The 20087-nt window shown below is 71.5% G+C and carries 18 protein-coding genes; 15 read left to right on the forward strand and 3 right to left on the reverse strand.

What is annotated here, in order from left to right; genetic code table 11:
• Nucleotides 1-58: 58 nt before the first annotated feature.
• The 5 genes from MWU75_RS06770 to MWU75_RS06790 all read left to right on the forward strand — a co-directional run bounded on the left by MWU75_RS06770 (nt 59) and on the right by MWU75_RS06790 (nt 4451).
• On the forward strand, nt 59-1066 hold the full coding sequence (locus tag MWU75_RS06770) for an ABC transporter substrate-binding protein (RefSeq protein ID WP_247089063.1): 1008 nt from the start codon (nt 59-61) through the stop codon (nt 1064-1066).
• Nucleotides 1063-1887: an ABC transporter ATP-binding protein gene (locus MWU75_RS06775; protein WP_247089065.1), complete on the forward strand. Its 825-nt coding sequence runs from the start codon at nt 1063-1065 to the stop codon at nt 1885-1887. The genes MWU75_RS06770 and MWU75_RS06775 overlap by 4 nt, the downstream gene beginning before the upstream one ends.
• Nucleotides 1888-1979: 92 nt before the next feature.
• Nucleotides 1980-2813 (forward strand): hypothetical protein, encoded by an 834-nt coding sequence (locus MWU75_RS06780; protein ID WP_247089067.1) that lies wholly within the window; start codon nt 1980-1982, stop codon nt 2811-2813.
• 51 nt (nt 2814-2864) lie between these two features.
• Nucleotides 2865-3647 (forward strand): trans-aconitate 2-methyltransferase, encoded by a 783-nt coding sequence (locus MWU75_RS06785; RefSeq protein ID WP_247089069.1) that lies wholly within the window; start codon nt 2865-2867, stop codon nt 3645-3647.
• A gap of 138 nt (nt 3648-3785) precedes the next feature.
• Nucleotides 3786-4451 (forward strand): DUF1992 domain-containing protein, encoded by a 666-nt coding sequence (locus MWU75_RS06790; protein ID WP_247089071.1) that lies wholly within the window; start codon nt 3786-3788, stop codon nt 4449-4451.
• A gap of 30 nt (nt 4452-4481) precedes the next feature.
• Here MWU75_RS06790 and MWU75_RS06795 read toward each other — a convergent pair whose 3' ends face one another.
• On the reverse strand, nt 4482-5000 hold the full coding sequence (locus tag MWU75_RS06795; RefSeq protein WP_247089073.1) for a pyridoxamine 5'-phosphate oxidase family protein: 519 nt from the start codon (nt 4998-5000) through the stop codon (nt 4482-4484).
• Nucleotides 5001-5079: 79 nt separating this feature from the next.
• Between MWU75_RS06795 and MWU75_RS06800 the strand changes: the two genes are divergently transcribed.
• Nucleotides 5080-5697 carry a hypothetical protein gene (locus MWU75_RS06800; RefSeq protein WP_247089075.1) on the forward strand — a complete coding sequence of 206 codons (618 nt, stop codon included), beginning with the start codon at nt 5080-5082 and terminating at the stop codon, nt 5695-5697.
• A 47-nt stretch (nt 5698-5744) separates the two neighbouring features.
• The gene (locus tag MWU75_RS06805) at nt 5745-6305 is read left to right on the forward strand and encodes a GNAT family protein (protein WP_247089077.1); all 561 of its coding nucleotides are present in this window, start codon (nt 5745-5747) and stop codon (nt 6303-6305) included.
• Between the two features lie 151 nt (nt 6306-6456).
• On the opposite strand, the gene MWU75_RS06810 is transcribed toward MWU75_RS06805, so the two are convergent.
• Complete coding sequence (locus MWU75_RS06810; protein WP_247089079.1) at nt 6457-7701, reverse strand: hypothetical protein; 1245 nt, start codon at nt 7699-7701, stop codon at nt 6457-6459.
• 35 nt (nt 7702-7736) lie between these two features.
• On the opposite strand from MWU75_RS06810, the gene MWU75_RS06815 reads away from it, so the two are divergent.
• From MWU75_RS06815 to MWU75_RS06830, 4 genes are read left to right on the forward strand one after another with little or no spacing between them, the layout of a single operon-like run.
• Nucleotides 7737-8912 carry a glycosyltransferase family 1 protein gene (locus MWU75_RS06815; protein WP_247089081.1) on the forward strand — a complete coding sequence of 392 codons (1176 nt, stop codon included), beginning with the start codon at nt 7737-7739 and terminating at the stop codon, nt 8910-8912.
• A 2-nt stretch (nt 8913-8914) separates the two neighbouring features.
• A complete protein-coding gene (locus MWU75_RS06820; RefSeq protein WP_247089082.1) occupies nt 8915-10732 on the forward strand; it encodes an ATP-binding cassette domain-containing protein in 1818 nt (605 codons plus the stop codon).
• Nucleotides 10729-12204 carry a glycosyltransferase gene (locus tag MWU75_RS06825; RefSeq protein ID WP_247089083.1) on the forward strand — a complete coding sequence of 492 codons (1476 nt, stop codon included), beginning with the start codon at nt 10729-10731 and terminating at the stop codon, nt 12202-12204. The genes MWU75_RS06820 and MWU75_RS06825 overlap by 4 nt, the downstream gene beginning before the upstream one ends.
• Nucleotides 12194-13342 carry a glycosyltransferase family 1 protein gene (locus MWU75_RS06830; RefSeq protein ID WP_247089084.1) on the forward strand — a complete coding sequence of 383 codons (1149 nt, stop codon included), beginning with the start codon at nt 12194-12196 and terminating at the stop codon, nt 13340-13342. Before MWU75_RS06825 ends, MWU75_RS06830 begins: the two co-directional genes overlap by 11 nt.
• A gap of 25 nt (nt 13343-13367) precedes the next feature.
• On the opposite strand, the gene wecB is transcribed toward MWU75_RS06830, so the two are convergent.
• A complete protein-coding gene (gene wecB / locus MWU75_RS06835) occupies nt 13368-14423 on the reverse strand; it encodes a UDP-N-acetylglucosamine 2-epimerase (non-hydrolyzing) (protein WP_247089085.1) in 1056 nt (351 codons plus the stop codon).
• A gap of 58 nt (nt 14424-14481) precedes the next feature.
• Between wecB and MWU75_RS06840 the strand changes: the two genes are divergently transcribed.
• The 4 genes from MWU75_RS06840 (at nt 14482) to MWU75_RS06855 (ending at nt 20085) form a co-directional block, all read left to right on the forward strand.
• Complete coding sequence (locus MWU75_RS06840; RefSeq protein WP_247089086.1) at nt 14482-15591, forward strand: glycosyltransferase family 4 protein; 1110 nt, start codon at nt 14482-14484, stop codon at nt 15589-15591.
• Complete coding sequence (locus tag MWU75_RS06845; protein WP_247089087.1) at nt 15588-16646, forward strand: glycosyltransferase; 1059 nt, start codon at nt 15588-15590, stop codon at nt 16644-16646. The genes MWU75_RS06840 and MWU75_RS06845 overlap by 4 nt, the downstream gene beginning before the upstream one ends.
• 116 nt (nt 16647-16762) lie before the next feature.
• Nucleotides 16763-18094, forward strand: a complete 1332-nt coding sequence (locus MWU75_RS06850) for a nucleotide sugar dehydrogenase (RefSeq protein ID WP_247089089.1) — start codon at nt 16763-16765, stop codon at nt 18092-18094.
• Entirely contained in the window at nt 18091-20085 is a 1995-nt protein-coding gene (locus tag MWU75_RS06855; RefSeq protein WP_247089091.1) for a DUF6541 family protein, read from the forward strand. Before MWU75_RS06850 ends, MWU75_RS06855 begins: the two co-directional genes overlap by 4 nt.
• Nucleotides 20086-20087 lie beyond the last annotated feature (2 nt).

Raw genomic sequence — 20087 nt, forward strand, 5'->3', positions numbered from 1 at the left:
CGTCCGACACCCACCCGATCGATGCCCAGCCACACACTGACCCCGACTGGAGAAGAAGATGACCCACCGTCCGACGGCCCGCCGTGCCGCACCTGTCGTCCTGGCCACCCTGGTGTTCGGGCTGGCCAGCTGCGGTGTGGTGTCCGAGGTCGACGACAGCGAGGGACAGGAGGCGAGGACCGGGTTCCCCCTGACGCTCACCAACTGCGGCGCGGAGGTGACCCTCGAGGCGCCGCCGGAGCAGGTGCTGCTGCTGAAGAGCTGGCCGGTCATCTATCTGCACGAGCTCGGGGTGATGGACCGGGTGATCAGCCGCGCAGGGGCCTACCCGGACGAGTACTACGACGAGGAGACCCGATCCGAGCTGGCGGACGTGCCGCTGCTCACCGACCAGCTCGACCCCAGCGGGCACCTGCAGATCTCCCGGGAGGTCGTGCTCGCGCAGGAACCCGACCTGATCTTCGGAGAGGTCGAGAACCTCGACCGGACCACCCTCGGCTCCGCGGGCATCTCGGTGCTGGAGGAGCCGGCCCTGTGTCCAACTGGTGGTGCAGATGCAGCCCCGCAGTTCGAGGACATCTACGAGCAGATGGAGGTCTATGGGGCGGTGTTCGCCGTTCCCGGTGGTGGCGCCGACCAGGCGGCTGCGCTGCGGCAGCGCGTCGAGGCCATCGTCGAGACCGTCCCGGCGGGGGAGACCCGCACCGCCGCGGTGCTGTACCCCACCGTGGGCGGCGGCACGACCTACGCCTACGGCACCCGCTCGATGGCACACCCGCAGCTGACCGCGGCCGGCTTTGAGAACGTCTTCGCCGACGTGGATGAGAGGGTGTTCGAGGTGAGCGTCGAAGAACTCGTCGGACGGGACCCGGACGTCCTGGTGCTCCTCTACTCCGACGGTGAGCCCGGTCCGGTGAAGGATGCCGTCACGGCGCTGCCCGGCGCCGACGGGATCACCGCCATCGTCGAGGATGAGGTCCTGGTGCAGCTCTTCAACTTCACCGAGCCGCCGAGCCCGCTGGCCGTGGACGGCCTTGAGCGCATCGTCGACCGGTTCCACCCGTGATCACCGCTGACGGAGTGTCCTTCTCCTACGGGAGTCGGAGAGCCCTTGCGGAGGTTTCCCTGCAGGCCGTCGGCGGTCAGGTGCTGGGCCTGGTCGGTCCCAACGGCAGTGGGAAGACCACGCTCCTCCGCACGCTCTACCACGCGCTGCGGCCCCAGACGGGAGCGGTCCTGCTCGACGGCGTCGACCTGGGACGGCGCAAGACCCGGGACGTCGCGCGCGAGATCTCCGTCGTCGTGCAGGAGTCGCCGGGTGACCTGCCGCTCCTCGTGTCCGACATGGTGCTGCTGGGTCGCACGCCGCACCGTTCGGCCTTCGCCGCCAACCGTGAGCGCGACCATGCCATCGCGGCCGAGGCGCTGGAGCGGGTCGGGGCGCTGCACCTGACCGACCACCCCTTCGAGGGGCTCTCGGGTGGCGAGCGGCAGCGGGTCCTGATCGCGCGGGCTCTGGCCCAGGAAGCGAGTCACCTGCTGCTCGACGAGCCGACCAACCACCTCGACGTGCGCTATCAGCACGAGGTGCTGGACCTTGTTCGGGACCTCGCCATCAACGCAGGACACACCGTCGTGGTGGTCCTGCACGACCTCAACCTGGCCGCGACCTACTGCGACCGCGTTGTGCTGCTGGAGGGTGGGCGGATCGCCGCCTCGGGGGCCGCGGATGAGGTCCTGGTCCCAGAAACCCTGGCTCCCGTCTATGAGGTGAACGTGCGGCGGATCCTGCTTGACGACGGGTTCCAGCTGGTGTTCAGCCCCCGCGGGCCGGCACGAGCGTCGTCACCCTCTGATCCGTCAGCTCTCGAGAGGACCCAGGCCTGATTCCGGGCAGGCGGCCACGGACCACAGGGCGGTTCGCCACCGAGGATCAGGTGAGATGGGGTGCTGTCAGGAGCGCGCGACATACTGCTGGCATGTTCGGGTCACGGCGGCGCAGGCAGCGCGAGATGGAGCGCCGCCTGCGCGAGCTGGACTGGCTGGACCAGACCTACGGGATGGGCTCCTACGGCCCGGTGTCCCCGCCGCCGCGCAAGCCCTCACGGGCGTCCGGGGTGGTCGCCCTCATCGTGCTGGCGGCCGTCACCGTGTCGGCGGTCTTCGCCATGCAGCCGGGGGTCTTCCCCGACCGGGTGCACGAGCTGCTCGGGACCAGCCCGGAGCGGTTGCTGCCCGCCCGCGACATCCCGACCGGACCCGGGGAGTTCAGCTTCATGGCGACCCAGCCCGACTCGGACGAGCCTGTGGGCTACAACCCGTGCCGGGTCATCAGCGTGGCGATCAACCCCGAGGGGGCACCCGACGACCACCGGGAGCTGGTCGAGACGGCGATGGCCCGCACCAGCGACGCGACGGGCCTGCAGTTCGAGCTCGTCGGCACCACGGACGACCGGGACTTCGAGCACATGGGGATGGACGACCCGGTGCTCGTCATGTGGGCCGACGAGACCGAGGCCCCCGACCTGGCCGGTGACATCGCCGGGGTGGGTGGCAGCTACCGCGTGTCGCCCTTTGGCGGTGGCAGGGAGCGTTATGTGACAGGGTTCGTCATCCTCGACGTCGATGCCTACGACCGCATGCGCTCCGGGGCGATCCGGCAGGCGGTCATGGACCACGAGTTCGGTCACCTCGTCGGGCTCGGGCACGTCGAGGACCCTCGCCAGCTGATGCACGCCCGCGGGGGCTTCACGACCGAGTACGGCGACGGTGACCTGGCTGGTCTTGCGGAGCTCGGCGCCATCTCCTGCTGAGAGCCACGGCCGCTGCCCATCGCCGTCGCGGCGGTTGATTGGATGGTGAGCATGACGACGGCTACCTGGGATCCCGGTCAGTACCTGCGTTATGGGGACGAGCGCGGCCGGCCCTTCGTCGACCTGGTCTCCCGGATCACCAGCGAGGCCTGCACGGTCGTCGACCTGGGCTGCGGCCCCGGGCAGCTGACCCCGGTGCTGCGGGCGCGCTGGCCGCAGGCACGCATCACCGGGCTCGACTCCTCCCCGGAGATGATCGCGCGGGCGGAGGAGCAGAACACGGACCCGCTCACGGAGTATGCCGTGGCGGACGCCGCGGACTGGAGCCCCGAGGGTCCGGTGGATGTCCTGGTCTCCAACGCGATGCTGCAGTGGGTCCCCGGCCACGCCGACCTGCTGCTGCCCTGGACCGAGCACATCGCGCCGGGCGGCGCCCTGGCCTTCCAGGTGCCGGGCAACTTCGCCGCGCCCAGCCACCGGCTGCTGTGGGAGACCGCAGCACGCCCGGCATACTCCCGCTTCACCCAGGACCTGGGGCCGCGCGCCGCGGTCCTGGACCCGGCCGACTACCTGGCGCTGCTCAGCCGGCCCGGGTGGACGGTGGACGCGTGGGAGACCACCTATCTGCACGTGCTGCCGGGGGAGGACCCCGTGTTCGAGTGGATCTCCGGGACGGGCGCCCGGCCGGTCCTGCAGGCGCTGCCGGACGAGGTGCGCGGGGAGTTCGAGGCGGAGTACAAGGCGGCGCTGCGCGAGGCCTATCCGCGTCAGGACGTCGGCACCGTGCTGCCGTTCCGGCGAATCTTCGTGGTGGCCCACAGGACCAATTTGTAGACTGGACGGCCCCACGGAGGGAGGCATCGTGGCTGACCGGATCAGTGACTTCGCGCTCCTGCTGCCGGGCGCCTGGCCGGACGAGCCGTGGGACGGCGACCGACTGCCGAGGAAGCACCGGCCGGAGGGATGGGACGCATGAGTATGCCGAGTGGCACACCGGGACAGCGACCCGACGGGGAGGTCGGGGCAGAGACCGAGGCCGACGCGCGGGAGCGGGAGCGCCGGACGCAGGCGCAGCAGGCGCGGCCGCGGATGAACGTCCAGCAGATCCACTCGTGGGTGGACCTGGAGATCGAGCAGGCCCTGCGGCGCGGCGAGTTCGACAACCTGCCGGGCGCTGGCAAGCCGATCAAGAACCTGGAGCAGAACGACCCGGACTGGTGGGTCAAGGGGCTCATCGAGCGGGAGAAGCTCGACCTCAGCTCCGCCCTCCCGACCGTGATGGCGCTGCGCCAGGAGCGGCGCGGGTTCCCCGAGTCCCTGGCCGGGATCTCCGACGAGGTGGCGGTGCGGGAGCGGCTGGAGGACTACAACCAGCGGGTCCTCGAGGACCGTCGCAAGCCCGTGGTCGGCCCGAACCCACCGGCCGTCGCCGGTCGTGTCGACGTGGACGAGATGGTGGCCCAGTGGCGCCAACTGCGGATCGACCGGGAGCGGCGGGTCTCCGCGGGGCCCGCGACGGTGCAGGCCAGCGAACCGTCCGTGGAGCAGGGCCGCACCGGCTGGTCCGTGAGCCGCACCGCGGCCGCCGTCGCGGTGGTGCTGATCGTGCTGGTGGTCCTGCTGTGGGTGGTGCTGTAGAGCGGGCTCGACCAGGTCGCACAGAACGCCTCAGAAGTGATAGGTCGTCTGTCCGTGGGGGGCCTTGGTGAACGCGATGGCGCGTGCGGGCGCGACGCGAAAGACCAGCGCCCGGTCGCCGTCGGGGTCGAAGAACTCCTCGTCCACTGAGAAGTCCCAGTCGTTGCCGTACTTGGCGCGGTAGGCGTCCGCGAGGTCTCTCAGCACCCCTCCGGTCACCCGTGTCGCCGTGCCGCTGACGACGACGTCGGTGCCCTCGGCCCACGTGTTGACCCCTGTCATGAGGCTCACGGCCGGTGACCGCTCCAGGTTGCGCGCCTTCTGCTCGCCACCACCCGTGCAGAAGATGAAGGCGCCCTGGTGCCACAGTCCGACCAGGGGGGTCGTGTGCGGCACCGGCCCCTCGGGGGCTGCCTCTCGGACGGTGGTGAGCCAGTACAGCTCCGCCGTGGTCAGGAGGGTCTCTGCGGCGGCCCAGGGCAGTGCCTCCGTGGCCTCGCTGAAGCGGGCGTCGAGCTGCTCGACGCGCGGTGTCGCGGACGTGGTCATGCGGGTGCTGACCTGCCCGCGGATCGGAACTCATCGGTGGGCGTACGCACTCTCGCCGGCGCACGGCATACTGCCTGACATGCCGGAGTCCAGTCAGGAGTGGTTCGAGAGAGTCTCTGCCGAGATCGAGAGGTCCGGCCGCCGGTCGTCCGACTGGGCGCAGTGGTCGAGCTGGCCGTTCGAGGGAGAGCTGACGCCCAAGCCACTGGACCCACCGGCACAGGAGCCGCCACGCAGGGGCCTCGGGGGCGAGGGCTGCTTCATCTGCGACAAGCTCGCGGCGGGGGACCGCACCTACGTGTTCTGGGAGGACGAGCACGCGATCCTCGGGGTGCCGGCCGAGCCGAGGGCCCTGCCGTTCGCGGCCTTCCTCATGCCGCGTGTCCACGCGGACCTGGCTGACCTGCCGCTCCCGTCCGCCGCCCGGATGGGCGAGCTGCTAACCCTCATCGAGCGCGCCGCCTGCGACGTGCTCGACGTGCCGCGTATCCAGGCAGCCCGGTGGGGCGACGGGCAGGAGCACCTGCACTGGTGGCTGTTCGCCCGGCCGACGGGGATGCGGCAGCTGCGCGGGACCTTCCTGTCGCACTGGGACGACGTGCTGCCCTCCGCCCCGATCGAGCAGCTGCGGGCCGACCTCGACCTGGTCGCTGCACGGCTGGTCGAGCTGGCCGGCGGCCGGGCGTTCCCCGGCTGATCGGCAGTATGCCGAGGCACGCGCGATCTGCTCCGTAGACTCCGCGCATGGCAACGCAGCGACGGGCCTTCGACGACGTGGTCCTGGAGGGGGATGGTCTCCGGTTGCGGCGCCCCGTGCTCGCGGACGTGCCCCGGGTCGTGGCGGCCTGCACGGACGAGGAGACGGTGCGCTGGTTGCCGTTGCCGAGCCCCTACGGCCCGGTTGAGGCGATCTCGTTCATCGAGACGAGGGCCCCGACCGTGCTGCGCGAGGGCACCGGGCTGATCTCGGCGATCGAGGTCGACGGCGAGCTCGCCGGGATGGTCGACCTGATAGGCGTCGACTGGCGGGAGCAGACGGTGGAGATCGGCTACTGGATCTCCCCGGACCGTCGCGGCCAGGGCCTGGCCGGCCGCGCCGCGGGTCTCCTGGCGCGCTGGGCGCTGCAGGAGCAGGACGTGGAACGCGTCGAGATCCGCGCGGCGACCGGCAACGTGGCCTCGCAACGCGCGGCCCTGGCGGCGGGCTTCGAGCCGGAGGGGGTGCTCCGCTCCGCGGGTTTCACGCCTGAGGGACGGGTGGACCTGGTCGTCTTCGGGCTCACCCGAGACGACCTCCTCGGGTGATGCAGGCGTGCGCCGCGGCACTGGTCTGGTCGGCGCCGGGAGGGGCGGTGCGAGCGGATCTGGGTCGGTGCGAGCGCATGGACCTCGCACGGAGCCGTTCTTGCTCGCACCGATCTCTGGCCTGCCGTTTGCCGCCGCCTCAGCGTCAGGATCACCTGGTCGGCGGCGCGAGCCAGGTGGCCAGGACTGCGGCGGCGCGGGTGCCGTCGTGGTTGCGGCGGGACCACGCCGGCCCTCGGTCGGCGACCTGCTGGTATGCCGTGCGGTCACCGAGCACCTGCCGCAGCACCTCCTCGAGGGTGTCGGGGTCGGCCTCCACGATCGGCGGGCCCACAGCCTCGGCGTCGAGTCCCGCGGCGCCGACCCCCTCTGCGTCGAACTCCGCCATCCGATCCCGGACCTCCGGCGCGAGGTGACCGATCACGAGCCGCCCCGCCGCGGTCGCCTCGGCCGTGAGGGTGCCAGCGTTGCCCAGCGCGATCTGGTCGATCACGATGTCCGCCTCGGCGAGGAAGCCGGGCATCTGCTGGTTGGGGACGCCTTCGAGTTTGCGGTAGGTCACCAGACCCTCGTCCTCCAGACCGTGCAGGACCCCCTCGACGATCTCCGTGCCCTTCAGCCGGGGGTTGGTGGGGGCGTGCAGCACGACCGGCCGATCCCGCTCCAGGACCGGCACGCCGGGCCGTCCGGACCCGACGGTGAACCTGTCGACGTCGACCACGACCGGCAGCAGCGAGGCGCCCGGCACGAAGTCCAGCATGTCGTGCGTGGTCACGAAGACCGGCCCGTCGAACCGCTCGACGATCGCCCGGGTCCGCTCGACGGTGGCCTGCATCCGGTGCCACCGCTCGTCCCACTCCCCACGGAACGGCGAGTGGGAGTATGCCGTGGCGTGCCGGTGCAGGTCCCGCATCTCCGAGCCGTGGATGAGCAGGCCAGGCTCGACGCCGTGCTCCCGCAGGCGCGGCAGATCCTCGAGGATGGTGCGGTCCAGGGGCGCGTCCAGGATCGCACGCCCCGACTCGGCCAGCACGTGGGTCAGGCCCAGCACCTGGTCCTGATACGGCCGCATGCCCCGCAGCTGGACCTTCCGGCTGAGGAACCAGTCCGTGTCATAGCCATAGCCGGTGAACCCCCGGACCCGGCGCTCGACGGCCATGCTGCGGGCCGCGACGCCGGGCACCTGCTCCGCGGACCGCGCCCAGCGCTCTGCCTGCCCGGCCGTGTTCAGCGGACCGATGAGCAGACGTCGCGGGGCGGGTCCGAATCCGGTCAGCTTCCTGGCCTCGTGCTCGGCCTTCAGGCGCAGTGCGGTCTCGCCTGCGGCGCGCACGGGACCGGGGAGTGCCTGGAAGCTGCGGTAGGCCCACTGTGCAGGTCCTCGCAGCGCAGCCACAGGCCGAGAGTACCCGCCTGACTAAGATGCGACGCGTGACCGACACCCGCCCCCGACTGCTCATCATGTCGTACTCGCACCTGTTCCGGGACGCGCGGCTGCTCCGTCAGATCAAGCTCTTTTCGACGGAGTATGCCGTCACGACCTGCGGGTACGGGCCCGCCCCCGAGGGTGTCGTGGCCCACCACGAGATCCCAGGCAACATCACGGCCAAACAACTGGATCGCAGTCTGCTGCTGACGCGACGCTTCCAGCAGGCCTATGACCGGCTGGCGATCACCCGCCACGTCCGGGGGGTGCTCGGCAACAGCGAGTTCGACGTCATCCTGGCCAACGACGTCGACACGGTCCCGATCGCGGTCGGGCTCAAGCCCGTCGGAGGGGTGCACGCGGACCTCCACGAGTACGCCACGCGTCAGCAGGAAGAGTTCTGGCGGTTCCGGTGGTTCATCGCCCCCTACCTGGCGTTCCTGATCCGCAGATACGTCCGGCAGGCCGACTCGGTGACCACGGTCGGGGCGCAGCTGGCCAAGGAGTACGAGCGCGAGTTCGGGGTCCCTTGCGGCATCGTGCTGAACGCACCGCACCGGGCTGACCTGCCGGTCGGTCCGGTGGGCGACCCGATCCGGCTCGTCCACGCGGGGGGTGCGACGCCCGCTCGACTCGACACGATGTTGGCGGCGATGGACCTGGTGCGGACCGACACCACCCTGGATCTCTTCCTGGTCGACTCCGGTGGTGGGTATGTCGAGCAGGTGCGCCAGCGGTTCGCGGGACACCCGCGCGTCGCCGTGCACGACGCCGTGCCCACCGAGGCGCTGGTCGCCACGCTCAACGCCTTCGACGTGGGGATCCACATCCTCCCGCCGATCTCCTTCAACCACCGCTACGCGATGCCCAACAAGCTCTTCGACTTCGTCCAGGCACGGCTCGGCGTGCTGACCGGCCCCAGCCCCGAGATGGCTGCGCTGGTGCGCGAGCACGACATCGGCTTCGTCACCGCAGACTTCACCCCGGAGGCGGTGGCCCGTCAGATCGAGGCCCTGACGCCGGACACCGTGCAGACCGTGAAGGAGAACAGCGACCGGGCCGCGGAGCTCCTCTGCGCGGAGGAGCAGGTGGTCGGATGGACCACCCCGGTCAAACACCTCGCGGACCGGGCCGCACGCCGGGCCGAGCCCGTGCAAGAGTCGACCGACCAGAGCGGCTGAGGATGGTCACGCTGTTCCGCACCGTGCGGCAACTGCTGGCGGTGCTGCCGGCGGGCACGCGCAGGTTCATCATCGTCTTCGCGGTGCTCCAGAGCCTCCTGGCCGTGCTCGATGTCGCCGCACTCGGCCTGCTGGCGGTCACTCTGGCCCCCATGCTCACCGGCAACGAGATGACCCTCCCTGTGGTGGGCACGCTCAGCGAGCCGGCGGACTTCCGCAACATCCTGATCCTGGTCGGCCTGCTGATCATCCTGAAGAGCGCGCTGGCGATCGCCCTGCAGTACTGGGCCACCCGCCGGTTCGCGCGCTTCGAGCAGGTGCTGGGTGCGCGGCTGCTGGAGACCACCTTCAAGGCTCCCTGGACCGAGCGGCTGACCCGCAACTCCAACGACCTGGTGCGCGCGACCGACGTGGGCGTGGGCGCGACCGTCTCCGGGGTGCTGATCCCGTTCGCGCAGCTGTCCGGTGAGCTCTTCACCTTCCTCGCCGTGCTGGTCGTGCTGGTGGTTGCCGAGCCGCTGCTGGCCACGGCCACCATCGTCTACTTCGGCATCGTCGCGGCGATCCTCTACACGTGGGTGCTGCGGAAGGCAGTCAAGGCCGGGCAGGACAACCGGACCTACTCCAACAAGGCGGTGCGCCTGCTCGGCGAGATGGTGCACTCCCTCAAGGAGGTCACCCTGCGCAACAAGTCGGCCGAGGTGGCCGAGGTGGTGCTGTCGGTGCGCAAGCGCGCCTCCGAGGCCCGGGCGAACCAGAGTTTCCTGGGAGCCATCCCGCGCTATGTCCTGGAGGCCGCGCTCATCGGTGGTCTGGGGATCGGCGGCACGATCGGGTGGGTCCAGGCCCAGAGCGCAGGTGACCCGCAGCCGATGAACGGGGCACTGGCCGCCGTCGCGCTGTTCGGCGTGGCCGGGTTCCGCATCGTGCCCTCGCTGACCCGCTTCCAGACGATCATGGGCCAGACCGGCGCCAACCTGCCCTTCGCCCAGGATGTGATGCGCGAGATCGAGCGTGGTCAGCAGTATGTCGCTGCCGAGCGGGCTGCCGGGGACACCTCGCTGCCGGAGGGAGCGCACTCGCTCACCCTGGAGGAGGTCACCTTCACCTACCCGGATGCCGACGGGCCCGCGGTGCGCGACGTGAACCTGGAGCTGCCCTTCGGACAGACACTGGCGCTGGTCGGTGCCTCGGGGTCGGGCAAGACCACCCTCGTGGACATCATCCTGGGACTGCTCGAGCCGCAGGAGGGGCAGGTGCTGGTGGGGGGCACGCCGCTGCAGCAGGTGCTGCAGGGCTGGCGCGCCCGGGTCGGCTACGTCCCCCAGGACGTCTCGCTGTTCGACGCCTCGGTCGCCCGCAACGTGGCGCTGACCTGGAAGGACGAGGAGGTCGACGAGGAGCGGGTGCGGCGCGCCCTGGCCCGCGCCCAGCTGCTCGACGTCGTCGAGTCCCGCCCCGGCGGCATCCACGGCAAGGTGGGCGAGCGCGGCCTCAACCTCTCCGGTGGACAGCGGCAGCGTCTCGGGGTCGCCCGCGCCCTCTACACGGACCCGCTGGTCCTCGTGATGGACGAGGCGACCTCGGCGTTGGACACATCGACCGAGGCAGCCGTCACCTCCGCGATCCGCGAACTGGCGGGAGAGGTCAGCGTCATCGTCGTGGCGCACCGGCTGGCCACCATCCGGCACAGTGAACAGGTGTGCTTCATGCGCGACGGGCAGATGATCGCCAAGGGCAGTTTCGACGAGGTGGTCGCAGCCGAGCCCGACTTCGCCACCCAGGCGGCCCTGGCCGGGCTGACGGGCGCAGACTCATGACCGGGCAGGACACCGACGAGACGGGTCCGCTCCCGCAGGTCCCGCCGCTGCCGGAGGACGCGCTCGTCCACCTGCCCGACATCGATGGGCGGCCCCCGCGGGTGACCCTGTTGGTCTATCGGCACCCCGACACCGACTCACGCGTCCTGAAGACCGCCGCGACCCTGCGCGACGCCGGCGCGGAGGTGCTGATCATCGGTTCCGCGCCCCGTGGATCGGGCATCCCTGCAGGCCACGCCACAAGCCCCGACGGGCTCCCCATCTATCGCGCGCCCGACCTCGACCTGGTCCGGTCCTTCTCCCGCGCGGCGGGAGTATGGCGGCGCTGGCGCGGGCGGGACCCGGAGACCGGGGCGACCCGCACGGCCGCCGACCAGGCGAGCCCCGGCGAGGAATCGGCGGACACCGGCCCGGCGCCACGGCATACTGCCGTCGTCGTGCCCCCGCAGTCGCTCCCGGCGCGCACCAAGGCTCTGGCGGTGGATGCCTATATGCGGGCCTACCAGGCGGGGCGGCTCGGCTACTACTGGCTCGGTGCGGTGCGCGAGGCCCGCGGTTTCGCACCCGACGCGGTGCACGCCAACGACGGCAACACGCTCGCGCCCGCCATGCTGCTCAAGGCGCTGGACGGGGCCCGAGTCGTCTACGACTCACATGAGCTGTGGCTGCGCCGCAACGTCCGGCAGGACCGCTGGCTCGCCCCGGCCGTCGAGGCAGTCACCGAGCGGTTGGGGGTGGCGATGTCGGATGGCATCATCACGGTTTCGCCCTCGATCGCGCGCTGGCTGCAGGACAGCTACCGACTGCGGGTGGCGCCGACGCTCGTGCGCAACATCCCGCTGCGGGAGGGCGCGCCGCCCGACCCGGGCGCCGGGCGGTTGCGCGAGCTGACCGGGCTGGGGCCCCAGGACCGGATCGTGTCCTACGTCGGCGGCATCACCAGCGGTCGTGGCCTGGAGGAGACGGTCGAGGCGCTGACCCTGCTGCCCGACAACGTCCACCTGGTCCTGCTTGGGTTCGGCAGCAGGGAGTATGTCGAGGGGCTGCTCGCCCTCGCAGCCGAGCGGGAAGTGTGGGAGCGGGTGCACCTGGCCGGGCAGGTCCCCGGGCCGCAGGTGCCGCAGACCCTGGCAGATGCCGATGCGGCAGTCGTTTTCGTGCGGCCCATCGTGCTGTCCTACCTCTACTCACTGCCCAACAAGCTGTTCGAGTCGATCCACGCCGGGCTGCCCATCGTGGCCGCCGACCTGCCGGACACGGCCGCGGTGGTCCGTGAGCACGGGGTCGGTGAGGTCTTCGACGCCCGGACCCCCGCCGAACTGGCCGAGGCGATCAGCGATGTGCTGGCCGATCCTGCAGCCTTCCGTGCGGCGTCCCGACGGGCCGCCGAGCGACTCGACTGGCGCTTCGAGGCCCGGGAGCTGACGGACCTGTATGCGCGCATCCTGCGAGGAGTCCGCCGTGGCCGGTGACCGACCGAGCCTGCTGATCATGTCGTTCAGCCCGCTGGTCTCCGACGCCCGGGTGCTGCGTCAGATCCGGCTCTTCCAGGAGCAGGAGTATGCCGTCACCACCCTCGGCTACGGCCCCGCCCCCGAGGGGGTGGTGGAGCATCTGCGGCTGCCGGACGAGGCCATCAGCTGGCACAAGGACCGCCGGATGCTGATCCTGCGGAGGTTCGCCACGGCATACTCCACCTCGCCCGTCGTGGCGGCGGCGACCCGCCTGCTGGAGGGGTGCCAGGGGCAGTATGACGTGGTGCTGGCGGACGACATCGACACCCTGCCGCTGGCTCTCGACCTGGTGCCGCGCGGGGGAGTGCACGCCGATCTGCACGAGTACCACCCCCGTCAGAACGAGGAGCTGCGACGCTGGCGGCTGTTCGTGGCTCCGTACTACTGGTGGCTGGTGCGGACCTACGGCCCGCGGGCGGACTCGGTGACGACGGTGGGGCGGGGGATCGCGCGGGAGTACGAGCGGGAGTTCGGGCTAACCTGCGGTGTCGTGATGAACGCGCCCTACCGCCGGGACGACCTGGCGCCGACCGAGGTGGCGTGGCCGCCGCGGCTGGTGCACGCGGGCAATGGCGTGGCCACCCGGCTGGAGGTGATGCTGGAGGCGATGGCGCTGGTGACCAACGGCGCGACCCTCGACCTCTACCTCATCGACCAGGGCGATGGCTATGTCCCGTCACTGCGGGAGCGCTTTGCCGGCAGCGACCGGGTGCGGATCCACGACGCGGTGCCGGCGGCCGAGGTCGTGGAGACGCTCAACGCCTACGACGTCGGGGTCTACTCACTCCCGCCGATCTCGTTCAACTTCCGGTGGGCGCTGCCCAACAAGTTCTTCGACTTCGTCCAGGCCCGGCTGGCGCTGGTGATCGGGCCCAGCCCGGAGATGGCCGGCCTGGTGGAGGAGCACGACCTCGGTGTCGTGGCCCAGGACTTCACGCCCGAGGGCTTCGCGGCGGCCATCAACGCACTGTCCCCGGAGGGTGTCGCCGCGGCCAAGGCTGCGGGCGACCGGTCGGCACGCGTGCTCTGCGCCGAGGAGCAGGTGCACGGCTGGGCCGAGCCGGTCGCCACGCTGGCGGCGCGAGCTCAGGCGTGAACGCTTCGCCGCCCTACGCGCTAGGTCAGGGGCTGAGAGCGTCCAGCACAGCCGCGGCCGCCTCGCCTGTGCCGTAGGGCGCTTCGTCCGTGGGGGCCGGCGTCGGGCGGCTCGCCGCCGTGGCCACGTCCGGGCCCGGTTCGACGAGCACGTTCCAGCCCAGCTCGACGGTCTCGACCCACTCGGTCTCGGTGCGCACGGTCGTGCACGGGGTGCGCAGCACGAAGGCCTCTTTCTGCAGACCGCCGGAGTCGGTGATGACGCCGCGGGCGGCGTCGACCGCGGCGACGAGGTCGGGGTAGGCCAGCGGGTCGCGCGTGGTCAGGGAACCGCCGTCCAGGTCCAGGCCCTGTGCGGCGGCCTTGGCGCGCAGCCGCGGGTGGGCCAGCATCACGACCGGGTGGTCCACCTCCTGCAGGGCGGTCACGATCGCGGAGAGACGGTCCGGGTCGTCGGTGTTCTCCGCCCGGTGGATCGTGGCCACCGAGAACCCGCCGGCCTCCAGCCCGAGCCGCTGCAGCACCGCGCCGGGGTCGGCCAGCCGCTCGCGCACCAGCATCAGCACGTCCACCATCACATCGCCCACCAGCACGGAGCGCTTCGCCAGTCCCTCCGCCGCCAGGTGGTCCATCGCGACCTGCGTCGGAGCCAGCAGCAGGTCGGCGGCGTGGTCGGTCAGCACCCGGTTGTGCTCCTCGGGCATCCGCCGGTTGAACGAGCGCAGCCCCGCCTCCAGGTGCGCGATCGACAGGTGCAGCTTCACCGCGGACAGGGCGCCCGCCAGCGTGGAGTTGGTGTCGCCGTAGACCAGCACCCAGTCCGGCCGGTGCTCCTCCAGCACCGCGTCCATCGCCCCCAGGATCGCGCCCGTCTGCTGGCCGTGGCTGCCGGAGCCGACGCCAAGGTGCACGTCCGGGTCGGGGATGCCCAGGTCGCTGAAGAAGACGTCGGACAGCATCGGGTCGTAGTGCTGCCCCGTGTGCACGATGACGTGCTCCACGCCCCGCCGCCGGCACTCGTCGGCCACCGGCGCGAGCTTGACGAACTGCGGGCGCGCGCCCACGACACTCAGGATCTTCACGACGCCCACCCTACGGTCCGCGCCGCCCCGGGACGGGAAGCCGGATAGTTTGAGGGGCATGCGCATCCTGGCCGTCACCACCTGGCTCCCGACCCCCGGCAGCCCCTCCACCGGCGCCTTCGTGGTGCGGGACGCGCAGGCGATCGCCGGGCTGGGCCACGACGTGCACCTCGTCCACCTCGTGCCACCGGCGCAGTATGCCGAGGGGCTGGCCGAGCGGGACACGATCGGTGGGCTGGCGGTCACCAGGGTGCCGATGGGCACCGCCGACCCCGTCCAGATCGCGCGGGCCGGACGGGTGGTGCGCGGCCTGGCCGAGCACGCCGACCTGGTGCACACGATGGCCTTCTCCAGCCTGCTGCCGCTGGCGGTGCGCCGACCGCGGGCGCCGTGGGTGCACACCGAGCACTGGTCCGGCCTCACCGCGCCGCAGACGCTGCCGGTCTCGTGGCAGAAGGCGCTCCCCGTGTTAAAGCGGCTCCTGGCCAGGCCCGACGTGGCGACCGCGGTCTGCGACTACCTGGCCGCACCGATCCGCGCGGTGCGCGGCGCCAAGCTGACCACCGTCGTGCCCTGCATCGTGCCGGTGCCCGACCCGGTCCCGCCGCGCCCGGCGGACGACCGGCGCCTGCGCCTGGTCTCGATCGGGGGGCTCATCGAGCGCAAGGACCCGCTCCTGGCGGTGGACACCCTGGCCGAGCTGCTGGTCAGGGGCCATGACGCCCGGCTGACGTTCGTCGGGCAGGGTCCGCTCGAGGACGAGATCCGCGAGCGGGCACGCATCCTGGACCTCACCGACCGGGTCCGGCTCACCGGGTCCCTGGACCGGGACGGCGTGCTCGACCAGCTCGGCCGGGCCCACCTGTTCCTCGGTCCGACCCGCGGCGACAACTTCTTCGTGTCCTGCGCCGAGGCCCTCGTCGCCGGGCGCCCGGTCGTCGTTGGCTCGACCGGGGGACAGGGGGAGTACATCGACCCCGCCGTCGGTCAGACCGTCCCCACCCAGAGCGCCACCGCCTACGCCGACGCGGTCGAGTCGGTCCTGGAACGCACCAGGGGACTCACCGCCCAGCAGATCTCCGACACCGTCGGCCAGCGGTTCTCCGTCGCGGCGGTCGCCGCCGGCTACCAGGACGCCTACGACCGCGCGGGGCGGGGCCGCCGGTGAGGATCGACGTCGTCATCGCGGTCCACACCCCCAGCCGCCCGATCGGCCGGGCGGTGGCCAGCGTGCTCGACGGCAACGGCACGCATGCCGGGGTGACCGTCGTGTGCCACAACATCGACGCCGACCAGATCGCCCCCGGCATCGCGCCCGAGCACCGCGACAGCGTGCGACTGATCGAGCACCACGACGGCATCCGCTCCGCGGCGGGTCCCTTCAACGCCGGGATGCGGGCCGCTCGCGGCGACTTCGTCTCGATTATGGGCAGCGACGACACCCTCCAACCGAGGGCCGTCGACGCCTGGCTCGACCTGGCCGACGGCATGGCCGCGGAGACGGTGATCGCCCGCCTGCTGCGTGGTGAGACGGTGGTGCCCACCCCGCCGGCCCGCCCTTGGCTCAGCGGTCTGGCCGACCCGCTGGCCGACCGGCTCAGCTATCGCAGCGCACCCCTGGGCCTGGTCAGCAACGCCGCACGCGAGCGCCTCGGGATCGAGCTGGCCGAGGGCCTGCCGGTCGGCGATGACGTCCCCTATGTCACTCGGCTCTGGTTCGAGACCCGCGTGGCGTGCCAGAGAGGAGGCCCCGGCTACGTCATCGGCGAGGACGCGCCGGACCGGGTCACCCTGGAGCCCCGACCCATCCGCGATGAGCTCGCCTTCGTCCACCATCTGCTCGACCAGCCCTGGTTCGCCGTCTACCCCGCCGAGGTCCGCGAGGCCATCGCGGTCAAGGTCACCCGCATCCACCTGTTCGGCGCGGTGCACTACCGGCCGGACCCCGCCTTCTGGACGCCCACCGAGCGGCAGGACCTGGCCGAGGTCGCCGAGCGGCTCGAGGCGGCCGCGCCCGGACACACCGCCGTCCTGTCACGGGCGGACCGCAGCCTGCTGGACGTCATACTCGATCCGCTCGTCCCGGCCGAGCACCTCGTGGCGCTTTCCGTGGCGAGGCGCCGGCACGGCACCCCTGGCACCGTCCTCACCCGTGACCTCCGCCACCTCCTGCGCCGCGAGGCGCCCCCACGCTTCATGGCGGCCTCGCTGCTGACGCGCTGAGCGTCCGCGACGACGCTTAGACTCGGACCCCGGGGACCAGACCCGGGCACCCGCCGGAACACCGGCGCTGACCTGCACGTTGGACCGCCGGACGATTCGTCGACCACAGGAGAACCATGAAGATCGCCGTTGTCGCCCTGGGCAAGATCGGGCTGCCGCTCGCGGTGCAGTTCGCCGACGCCGACCCGCGTCACGAGGTCGTCGGGGTCGACGTCAACCAGAGGGTGGTCGACCTGGTCAACCAGGGGGTCGAGCCGTTCCCCGGTGAGGCGCACCTGGGTGAGAAGCTGGCCGAGCTGGTCCCCGCCGGGCGGCTGCGGGCCACCACGGAGTATGCCGAGGCGATCCCGGGTGCGGACGCGGTGGTGCTGGTCGTGCCCCTGTTCGTGGACGCGGAGGGCCAGCCGGACTTCGGCTGGATGGACGAGGCCACCCGCAGCCTGGCCGAACACCTGACCCCCGGCACCCTGATCTCCTACGAGACCACGCTGCCCGTGGGCACCACCCGCGGCCGGTGGAAGCCGATGATCGAGGAGATCTCCGGCCTGACCGAGGGCAGCGACGAGGGGTTCCACCTGGTCTTCAGCCCCGAGCGGGTGCTGACCGGGCGGGTCTTTGCCGACCTGCGCCGCTATCCCAAGCTGGTCGGCGGCCTGACCGAGGCGGGCACGCAGCGGGCGGTCGCGTTCTACGAGGCCGTCCTGGCCTTCGACGAGCGGGAGGACCTCGCCCGGCCCAACGGCGTCTGGGACATGGGCTCGGCCGAGGCCGCCGAGATGGCGAAGCTGGCCGAGACGACCTACCGCGACGTCAACATCGGGCTGGCCAACCAGTTCGCCCGCTACGCCGACACCGTGGGCATCGACGTGCAGCGCGTCATTGAGGCGTGCAACTCCCAGCCCTACAGCCACATCCACCAGCCCGGCATCGCCGTCGGCGGGCACTGCATCCCGGTCTACCCCCGGCTCTACCTGTCCACCGACCCGGACGCGACCGTGGTGTCCAACGCCCGGGAGGCCAACGCCGCCATGCCGGAGTATGCCGTGGCCCGCGCCGAGTCCCTGCTCGGCTCCCTGTCCGGGCTGCGGGTCGTCGTCCTCGGCGCGTCCTACCGCGGCAGGGTCAAGGAGACCGCCTTCTCCGGCGTCTTCGGCACCGTGGACGCCCTGCGGCAGCGCGGTGCCCAGGTGCTGGTGCACGACCCGATGTTCACCGACGACGAGCTCGCCGCGCACGGCTGGGAGCCCTACCAGTGGACCCCGGGGCGGCCCGGAGAGCCCGTCGACGTCGCCATCGTCCAGGCCGACCACCCCGAGTACGCCGAGCTGACCGCCGCCGACCTCCCCGGCCTCAAACTGGTCCTGGACGGCCGTCGCATCACCGACCCTGCCGCGTTCACCGGGGTCCCCCGGCTGACCATCGGCGGGGGTGAGCCGGTCACCGTATGAGCTGGTGGGGGGTGCTGCCCGGCATCGTGATGATGGCGGTGCTCTGGCTCGCGCCGGGCTACCTGTTCCTGCGCGCCCTGGGCGTGCGGGGGCTGCTCGCGCTGGGCGCCGGCGGCGGGGTGACCTCGGGCCTGGCGGGCGTGCTGGCCATCGGCTACGACATCATCGGCATCACCTGGGCCCTGGTGACCTTCCTGGCCGGCTGCGCGGTCGCCATACTGATCGCCTTGCTGGTCGGTCGCCTGCTGGGCAGCACCACCGACCCAGCCGGTGAGGTCATCGCCGGCAAGCGGCGGCTGGCCGCCAGCGAGCGCGGTTGGCTGGCCGTGACGGGGGCGGTCGGAGCCGGGGTGGTGGCGATGGCCATGATGACGGGCATGCAGCGGGCGGACATGCCGCTGCAGGTCTGGGACGCCGTCTACCACCTCAACGCACTGTGGTTCATCCAGGACACCGGCAACGCCTCCAGCCTGGGCGCCTTCGCGCCGATGTATGCCGACACGGCAGCCCCGTACTACCCGTCCGTGTGGCACTCGATCGTGGCGATCGCGCCGGGCTTCGACAACGTCACGCAGGCCGCCAACGCCTCCTCGATCGTGCTCGGCACCGCCGTCTGGATGACCAGCCTGGTGGCGCTGACCCGGGTGGTCTGGCCCGCGCGGGCTCTCCCGGTCGTGCTCACGCCGATCGTGGCCGCCACCTACGTGGCCTTCCCGACGATCGCGGTCTCCATGCTCGGTGTGTGGCCGTTCGCGGTGAGCGTGGCCTGCCTGCCCGGTGCGCTGGCTCTGATGATCGCCTCGCTGCGGGGCAACCCGACCTGGCGGCTGCACCTGGCCCACGGCCTGGGCTTCGCCGCGTCGGCGGCCGGAGTGGTCCTGGCGCACGGGTCCGGGCTGTTCTCACTCGTGCTGCTCGCGGCGCCGCTGCTGGCGGTGCTGCTGTTCCGGCAGGGGAGGCGCTACTGGCGGCGTGGCCACCAGGTCCCCGTCGGCCTCGTGTTCGGCCTGCTGGTCGTCGGCGTCGTCGCCGGCGGCTACTGGCTGATCAACTTCCCGCCGGTCCAGGCCATCGTGGACTACGAGCGGGGTGGTCAGCAGAGCTACTTCCCGGGCATCGGGAGCCTGTTGATCGACCACCCGCTGATCTACGTCTACGACATCAAGTCGGTCAACCTCGTCATCACCGCGATGGTCTTCATCGGCGCCTACCTCACGATCACCCGCAAGCACGCCCGCTGGCTCGTCGTGGCCCTGGCCGCCTCCGTGGTCCTCACCCTGCTGGCCGCGGGACCACCGGAGAACGTGCTCCGCGGCCTGGCCGGCTTCTGGTACACCCAGGCTTCGCGCCTGAACCAGCTGGTCGTCATACCGGCCGTGGTGCTGGCCGCCGGAGGTCTGGCGTGGACCTGCCGCAGGCTCGCCGACCGCTGGCGGTTCTCGATCACCGGGACGACCATCGTGGTGCTGGTCGGCGTCGCGCTGGCGACCTTCGGCCTGCGCTGGCCCACCCACGTCACGGTCATGTCCTCGGTCTACAGCCACTGGCCGATCGCCTGGGGCACGATGATCGACTCCGAGGACGAGCTGGCCATGATCGACCGGGCCGCGGAGGTGCTGCCGGATGACGCGGTGGTGCTGGGGGAGCCGGTCAACGGGTCGCCCTACCTGCTGTCACGCAGCGGCGTGGACGTCGTCTTCCCCCAGCTGACGCCCATCGCTGACTCACCCGAGCGGATGCTCCTGTCCGAGCGGTTCAACATCTGGTATCTCGACCCGGACGTGTGCGAGGCGGTGCGTGACCTCGGGGTCACCCACGTGTATGTCGATGACCTCACCTTCGAGGAGGGCGGCAAGTGGGAGGAGTCCACCCAGGGGCTGCGTGTCATCTCGACCAACCGCCCCGGCTTCGAGCTGGTCGACGAGGGCGGTCAGGCGGCCATCTGGCGCTTCACCGGTTGTGACGACGCCGCGGGGTCCCCGTCCGGCTGAGT

It is taken from the genome of Ornithinimicrobium sp. F0845, assembly GCF_023015765.1.
Lineage (GTDB): Bacteria > Actinomycetota > Actinomycetes > Actinomycetales > Dermatophilaceae > Ornithinicoccus.